Annotated in this window: 7 protein-coding genes and 4 tRNA genes; all 11 read left to right on the top strand. The window is 29.5% G+C overall.

The annotated features are described in order from the left end of the window. Positions 1–100: 100 nt before the first annotated feature. The 11 genes from N4A55_RS02620 to N4A55_RS02570 all read left to right on the top strand — a co-directional run bounded on the left by N4A55_RS02620 (position 101) and on the right by N4A55_RS02570 (position 8,307). Positions 101–173, top strand: a tRNA-Phe gene (locus tag N4A55_RS02620). A gap of 31 nt (positions 174–204) precedes the next feature. Then, positions 205–275, top strand: a tRNA-Gly gene (locus N4A55_RS02615). Positions 276–280: 5 nt separating this feature from the next. Continuing rightward, positions 281–352, top strand: a tRNA-Gly gene (locus N4A55_RS02610). A 28-nt stretch (positions 353–380) separates the two neighbouring features. After that, positions 381–452: transfer RNA gene (locus N4A55_RS02605), tRNA-Gln, on the top strand. A gap of 105 nt (positions 453–557) precedes the next feature. Further along, positions 558–1,154, top strand: a complete 597-nt coding sequence (locus N4A55_RS02600; RefSeq protein ID WP_293753902.1) for a superoxide dismutase — start codon at positions 558–560, stop codon at positions 1,152–1,154. 99 nt (positions 1,155–1,253) lie between these two features. Continuing rightward, positions 1,254–1,766 (top strand): L,D-transpeptidase, encoded by a 513-nt coding sequence (locus N4A55_RS02595; RefSeq protein ID WP_293753901.1) that lies wholly within the window; start codon positions 1,254–1,256, stop codon positions 1,764–1,766. Positions 1,767–1,955: 189 nt separating this feature from the next. Then, positions 1,956–4,559 carry a DUF5050 domain-containing protein gene (locus N4A55_RS02590; RefSeq protein ID WP_293753899.1) on the top strand — a complete coding sequence of 868 codons (2,604 nt, stop codon included), beginning with the start codon at positions 1,956–1,958 and terminating at the stop codon, positions 4,557–4,559. A gap of 74 nt (positions 4,560–4,633) precedes the next feature. Further along, entirely contained in the window at positions 4,634–6,454 is a 1,821-nt protein-coding gene (locus tag N4A55_RS02585) for a B12-binding domain-containing radical SAM protein (RefSeq protein ID WP_293753898.1), read from the top strand. Then, positions 6,444–7,100 carry an endonuclease III gene (gene nth, locus N4A55_RS02580; RefSeq protein ID WP_293753897.1) on the top strand — a complete coding sequence of 219 codons (657 nt, stop codon included), beginning with the start codon at positions 6,444–6,446 and terminating at the stop codon, positions 7,098–7,100. Before N4A55_RS02585 ends, nth begins: the two co-directional genes overlap by 11 nt. A gap of 169 nt (positions 7,101–7,269) precedes the next feature. Beyond that, positions 7,270–7,887, top strand: a complete 618-nt coding sequence (gene udk / locus N4A55_RS02575) for a uridine kinase (protein ID WP_293753896.1) — start codon at positions 7,270–7,272, stop codon at positions 7,885–7,887. 30 nt (positions 7,888–7,917) lie between these two features. Next, a complete protein-coding gene (locus tag N4A55_RS02570) occupies positions 7,918–8,307 on the top strand; it encodes an Hpt domain-containing protein (protein WP_293753894.1) in 390 nt (129 codons plus the stop codon). The last annotated feature ends 6 nt before the right edge of the window (positions 8,308–8,313 follow it).

Raw genomic sequence — 8,313 nt, 5'->3', positions numbered from 1 at the left:
CCTTAAAGACCGTACCGGTTCGATTCCGGTCTCCGGCATTAAATTAAAAAAAGTATTGACACATGCTCTATTATCTGGTATAATTGTTTTTGCTGATTCAGCACAGATAGCTCAGTCGGTAGAGCAGAGGACTGAAAATCCTCGTGTCGGTGGTTCGATTCCGCCTCTGGGCATTAATCGAAACACTAACAAAAAATATAATATGCGGGTGTAGTTCAATGGTAGAACACCAGCCTTCCAAGCTGGATACGTGGGTTCGATTCCCATCACCCGCTTTCATGCGTGAGTGGCTCAGTGGTAGAGCATCGCCTTGCCAAGGCGAGGGTCGCGGGTTCGAATCCCGTCTCGCGCTTTTGTGTTTTAAAAAATTAATATTATAATGGGTAGTCGCCAAGCGGTAAGGCACTAGACTTTGACTCTAGTAGGCGTAGGTTCGAATCCTGCCTACCCAGTTTAAAGATACGAAAGTATCTTTTTTTTGTGTAACAAAACTAGGACTTACAATAATTATTAATAATATGCATATAATAATTGTAATAGACTGAAAGGGTGATAAAATGTACAAACCTAAAGTTTTTAATTTTAACACTGTGGATGGTATTACAAAAAAACAATTAGAAGAGCATTATGATCTATATGTAGGTTATATTAACAAATTTGGAGAAATTAATGACTTGCTTAAACAAAAAGATAGTTATGAGAATCCTAACTCAACATATAGCACATTAAGGAGCCTAAAAAAAGGTGAATCATATTCATTGAATGGTATTATACTGCATCAACTGTATTTTGGTAATATAACTGGGCGTAAGTCTAAGATACATGGTAAAATACTGGATATGATAAATAGAGATTTTGGTTCTTACGATAATTTTGTAGAGATGTTTACTAATACAGGGTTAAGTATGAGAGGATGGGTAGTATTAATCCAGGGAGAATACAATGGAAAACTTCGTATAATAGGTCAAGACAGCCATGATGATGGAACTGTATATAATGGTAAACCAATACTGGTTTTAGATGTATATGAACATGCTTATATGATTGATTTTGGTATCGACAGAAAAGAATATATAAAGGTATTTTTTGAGAACATAAATTGGGATGTTGTAAATAAAAGATTAGAGGGGACTAAGATAGTTTCTTATAGATAGATATATTTAATTCGACTTATATAGATTGAATTCAAGTTTTTGGCATTCTATTATTATGCATGAATATAATTAGGTAACTATATATTTAGAGGTTGTATTATGTTAAGAAATGTATTTTTTATTCTTATCTTAGCTATCTTTATATTCATAGCAGGAGGATGTAAAAAAGAAGTAGCCAAAGAAGTAGAAGCTAGATTTGTAATCAATGATGAAGTTATAGAAGATATAGTAGAGGGGTTATGGGTAGAAGTAGCTCTAAAAGAAGAAGGACATATAGTTATTGTAAGAGAAAATAATAAAATAAAAAAAGAAATGATATGTTCAGGTGGAACAAAAGAAGAACCTACTTTACTTGGAACTTTCAGTTTAGAAAATAGAGGATTATGGTTTTACTCCGAGAGATTTAAAGAAGGAGCAAAATATTGGGTAAGGATTACAGAACAATATTTATTTCATGGTATTCCTAGAGATAAAGATTGGAACATTATAAAAGAAGAGCAGGATAAGCTAGGAAAACCTGCAAGCCATGGATGTATAAGGCTTGGTGAAGAAGATGCCCAGTGGTTCTATGAAAATGTTCCAGATGGAACTACAGTAATTATTCATGAATAGATTTAAAAATACCATGAAATATGTTAGTATTAATTAAAGTTATAGTTTAAGAACTGCTAAAATTGATAAAGATAAAAATAATAATATAAAAGTAATACTATTGTAAAATCTATATGATACAATAAAACAATATAAATATAGTGCAAATGAACTGCTTGAAAGAACCTAATTATTTAGGGGGAAATGAAATTGAGAATAAATAAATATATAATTATCCTAATGGTTTTTATATGCTTTCTTCTAACAAGCTGTAAAAAAGAAAAGAAAGTAGAAGTAACCATTGTGGATAATGAAACAACAAGTACAAAATCTGCGGACTTAGCAAGTACAATTTCAAATATTAACTTTAATGACTGGTTATACTTTGGAAATCCTGATGATAATTACAAAATATATAGAATGAAGATAGATGGAACTGGACTTACAAAAATAGCTGATGCCAGATTTGACGGAATAAGCAATTTAGAGAACTGGATTTATTATATTGATACTAATGAAAAATATACTCCGGCAAAATTAGCACGTATTAGTTGGGACGGTACAGGCAAAGAGATACTTTCTGAAGAGGATGTAAATGCTTTTTGCACAAGTGAAGATTATATATTCTATATATTTGAAAATAACATTTATAGAATACAGAAAGATGGTTCCCTAAAAACTAAAATAGTATCTACCAAAACCCAAATCTATTCTGTAAAATATAATGGGGATACGGTTTTTTATAGTACTGACCAAGGATTATTCAGTATTGATAGTGATGGGAAAAATCCTATGCTATTATTAGAAGGAAATTTTACTAATTTTAGCGTAAGCAATGATAGGATATACTATTTTGATAATAAAATGTATAGTTGTGCATTAGATGGTAGTGATGAAAGACAATTATTTGATTTAAATGTTAGTGATGTTTTTGTAGTCAATGATGTAATTTATTATAATCAGGATGAATATCTTTATAAAATAAACAGCTATGATGGTAAGACTAATAAAATATTTATGGAAAAAACTATTAAAGATTTTTATGAAAAAGATAATTACTTATATTTTTATGGTCAAAATAGAATATGGAAGGTAAAAACTGACTTATCGGAGAAGAAGATTTTTATTGGAACAGGTGGAGAACAACATCATAAGATGTATATTAAAGTTGATAACAGAATATTCTCCAAAAACTTTGAAAGTCTAGATAGTGCTGATGATTTATCATCTTACAAGCTCTATGAAGTAGTTGGTGATGAGATGGGTAAGAAGATATCAGATATAGCTATCAACATGTTTGACACTAACAACGGTAATGTATATTATACTGATGCAGTAGATAAAAGATTATATTGTCTTGATATTAATATGAATGAAAAAAAATTAGTTATAGATAAGATGATAGGTTCGTTCATCATATACAATAATCTCATCTACTATACTGATATGAATGATAATTATAAGTTACATGCTTTTAATATTAGAAACAGAGTAATTACTAATATAACTAATATACCAGTAAGTAATATTAAATGTTCAGGGACTACTATATATTTCTTGGATAACAAGAAGAGGATTGGGATATATAACCCTAGTACAGGTAATGAAAGCAGATATATCAATGTATTTACTACTACCTATGATATTATTGGAGATATAATATATTATAAAAATGAAGACGATGATGGTAGACTATATAAAATTAAAAGTGATGGAAGCGAAAACATTAAAATTACAGAAAATACTATAAAAGATATATATGCTAGCGATGCAAATATCTATTATGTAGAAAAAAACGGAGCTAATCTATTATATAGAATCTCTAACAAGCAAACACAAGGAGAATTCTTGGATATTATTAATATGGCTTATACTGATATGGAAATAATTGATGGTAAGTTCTATATGAGTGTCGCTTCGGAAGGTGGAAGTTACTATACTGTAGAAAAATACCTTGAAGACCTAAAATTCCATGTATCTTTTGATATGGAAAAACAAGTAGATGAAAAATGGAAATACTTTGTTTACAAAGTTGATGGTTATATGGGTTATCTTTATAAGTATAATGTTGATACCAATGAGATAAGACTTATTGTTGATAAATGGGTTACTGATTTTCAGATAGAAGGAAAATATGTATATTATAGTGGATTAGATGGAATTAACATTAATTTTACTACCTATATAGATAGAATTAATTTAGAAACTGATGATATTAATAGTATAATTATTTTTATTGATCCTAAGATATATAATATCTCCTTCCAAGTCATGGGGGATTATATATACTATTCTCTGGATAATTCTACAGATGGGTGTATATGGAAAAAGAACCTGATAAGTAATGAACAAACAGTTATAGTAGATGATAGTAGCAATCTAGAGAATATAATTGATGGATGGCTTTACTATCAAAATAACAACAAAAGGCTTGGAAGAGTTAGATTAGATGGTTCAGATAAACAGATTCTAACTAATACTTATAGTGAATTCATATACGCTGATAAGAATGAGTTATACTATCTAAGCATAAGTGGTGAAGATAGTTTCAAAGGTATTATCATCAAAAGAAATATTGATAATGATTCAAAGGAAGTTGTTGTAAACAAGGAAATAGCAATAAGTGATTTAATTGTTATAAACGATAAGTTATATTATAATTTCGAAGGTATAAATAAGTATGACTTTAGAAATGATAACACTACTAAGGTTTATAATAAGGAAGTTGACTATTTTTCCTTGATAGGTGATTTATTGTATATCTCCATACATGAAGGTGAAAATTATAAAACAATAAAAATGCCTTTACAATAAATATTGGGGCTGTCTTATAGACAGCCCTTTGCGTTATAATAAGATTAGAAATTAGTTTGGAAAGGACTTTATATATGAACGTACTATTAGTTGGGATAAATGCCAAGTTTATTCATTCTAACTTGGCAATAAGATACTTGGAGAAATATTGTAGAGATTATAAAGATAACATTGTAACAGTAGAATTTACAATTAATAATCAATATGATTTTATATTACAAGAGATATATAAGAAAAAACCAGATATATTATCTATTTCCTGTTATATATGGAACATAGAAATAGTTAAATCATTGGTAAGAGATTATAAGAAGATATCTCCAGAGACAATAATCATTCTTGGCGGACCAGAAGTTTCGTATGATTCAACAGAATTAATGGAAAGATATAAGGAAATAGATATAATAATTGTTGGAGAAGGAGAAGAAACCTTCAAAGAGCTTATGAAACATTATGTAGATGGCTTAAGTACAATTAATATGATCGATGGAATTATATACAGAAAAGATAAAGAAATATATAGAAATACACAACGTAAGCCCCTTGAATTAGATCAATTACCTTTTGTCTATAATGAAGGGTTTGGGGCATTTGAAAATAAAATAATCTATTATGAATCATCTAGAGGATGCCCTTTTAACTGTCAGTACTGTTTATCATCTATTGAAAAAGGAGTAAGGCTTAGAAGTCTGCCTATTGTATTAAAAGAATTACAATGTTTTCTTGATGCTAGAGTGGTACAAGTTAAATTTGTTGATAGAACATTTAATTGTAATAAAAAACACGCTCTGGGGATTTGGAAATATCTACATGAACATGACAATGGATATACCAATTTCCATTTTGAAATATCAGGAGACTTGTTAGACGATGAGACGATAGATTTTTTGTCAAAAGTTAGACCAGGATTATTTCAACTTGAGGTTGGAGTACAATCTACTAACGAGGTGACAATAAGCAATATTAAAAGGAAAACTAATTTTGAAAGACTTTCAAATGTTGTCAGTAAAATAAATAAGGGAAATAATATACATCAACATCTAGATCTAATAGCAGGGCTTCCTGGGGAAGACTATAACTCCTTTGGTGAGTCATTTAATGATGTCTATAATTTGCAACCACATCAGCTACAATTAGGATTTCTAAAGATATTAAAAGGTTCAGGGCTGAAAAAGGATGTAGATAGATATGACATCCTGTATAAAGATAAAGCACCATACGAGGTACTTAGAACTAAGGAATTAACATATCATGATATTTTGAAGTTGAAGATGATAGAAGAAATGGTAGAGATATATTATAATAGCGGAAATTTCTATTTTGCTATAAAATATATAGAGAGAAGTTTTGAAACACCATTTGCCCTATATGAATCCTTAGCAAAGTATTGGTTGAAGAACAATTATCATGAAGTTAATCATAATAAGATTAAGCTGTACACAATTTTATTAGAATTCTATAATGATATTATAGAAAAAGACGATGTGAATATTAAGCATATTCTTAGATTTGATATGTACTTACAGGAAAAGGTTAAGAAATTTCCCTATTGGTTAGAACGAAACGATAATCATAAAGAAGCTATAATCGAGTTCTATAAGAATGAGGAAAATATTATTAAGTTCTTACCAAGCTATAGAGATTATACCTCTAAACAGATTAGTAGAATGGCACATCTAGAAATATTTCCTATTAACATCATAAAATGGGCTGATGACTTCAATAAACCTATAGAACACAAGGAAATAGCAGTATTATTTGATTATCATAATAGAGATGTATTTAGAAATAATGCTAAATATGTTCAGGTAATAAATAATTTACAATATTTCCCAGGAAATGGTAATATTTCCCAGGAAATTGCAAAGAAAGGAATAAATTTTTATGGCAAATAATAAAACGATAAAAAAGGTTCTTAACTTATTAGATGAGAATTATCCAAAAGACATAAAATGTTATTTAGACCATGAAAACCCTTGGCAATTACTTATTGCTACTATATTAAGTGCTCAATGTACTGATGATAGAGTTAATATAGTGACAAAAGATTTATTCAGGAAATATACATCTGTTAAAGATTTTGCTGAAGCAGATATAAGTGAATTGGAACAAGATGTTCGATCGACAGGTTTCTATAGAAATAAAGCTAAGAACATTATTGGATGTTGCAGGACATTATTAGAACAACATGATGGACAAGTCCCAGAGGATATAGAGAAGCTAGTTAAACTTCAAGGGGTTGGGAGAAAGACGGCCAATGTTATTAGAGGTAATATCTATAATATCCCAAGTATAGTTGTTGATACACATGTGAAGCGTATATCAAAAAAATTAGGATTTACTGAATATACTGACCCTGTTAAGATAGAATTCCATTTGATGGAAATATTACCAAAAGAGCATTGGATTAGATATAACACCCAAGTAATTGCTCATGGACGAGCTATATGTACTGCTAGAAGTCCGAAATGTGAAAGATGTTTTTTACTACCGTATTGCAAAACAGGACTGGAAAATATGATTAATGGTATTGATGAATAAATTAGTCTATATACCTTAACATATTGTAAAAACATATGAATCATGATACTATAATGTATGTTATAAAAAGAATAATTAGCTAATTTCATATATGGCATTATTTTACTATGACCGTTATAACAAATAAATAATTCATGCTTGCTTTTAAGGTAAGATAGGGAGGATGAACATGGAAAAACCAATAATAATTGGTATTGCTGGAGGTACTGGTTCAGGTAAGACAACTCTAGTGAATAAACTAAAAGATGTATTAGGGAATGAAGTAGTTGCTTTAACACATGATTATTATTACAAAGCAAATGATCACCTTGAATTTGAAGAAAGAAAGATGCTTAATTATGATCACCCGAATGCATTTGATACGGATATTTTAATAAGTGATTTAATCAAGTTGAAGAATGGTGAATCTATACAACGTCCTATCTATAGTTTTGTGAAACATACAAGAGAAGAAGAAACAGTAACAGTAAAGCCAAAAAAAGTAATTATTATTGAAGGTATCTTAATATTTGAGAACAAGGACTTAAGAGATTTGTTGGATATTAAGGTTTATGTGGATACAGATGCTGATGTACGTATTATCAGAAGGGTTCTAAGGGATGTAAAGGAAAGAGGAAGAAGTCTCGATTCTGTTATCAGTAGGTATCTTAACACAGTGAAGATAATGCATGAGGAATTTGTGGAACCAAGTAAAAAACATGCAGACATTATTATACCAGAAGGCGGTTATAACGAGGTGGCATGTTCAATGCTCATTGATAAAATTAGGGTACTACTTAATGAGTAAAACCTAATAAAAAAGAGAGGTATTTAAAAAGTGTGTATTATTAATATAAACGCTGAAAATATTGATTATGAAAGTGCGCTGGGGAAATTGGGGAATTCAATAAAATTATATAAAATAATTCTAGTAGGCTTTAAGAATAAGTATGCTAATGCATATGATGAACTAGTTACATTAGGCATAGAAAATAACTATACAGAAGCAAAGATTTTATCACATAGTTTAAAGGGGGTTTGTGGTAATCTTGGGGCTAATAATCTGGAAATTATATCTCGAGAGCTTGAATATTCCTATTTAAATGAGGATAATAAACATTTACAATTACTAGATGACTTTAAACAAGAGGTCCATGTGGTTTTAGAGGATATTAATAGTATTTTAGAATGTATTAATGGAACTAATGAGTCTAATAAAAAATTTTAGCCATGA

Source organism: Vallitalea sp. (assembly GCF_025211055.1).
GTDB lineage: Bacteria > Bacillota > Clostridia > Lachnospirales > Vallitaleaceae > Vallitalea.
This window is presented reverse-complemented; position numbering and strand designations above follow the sequence as displayed.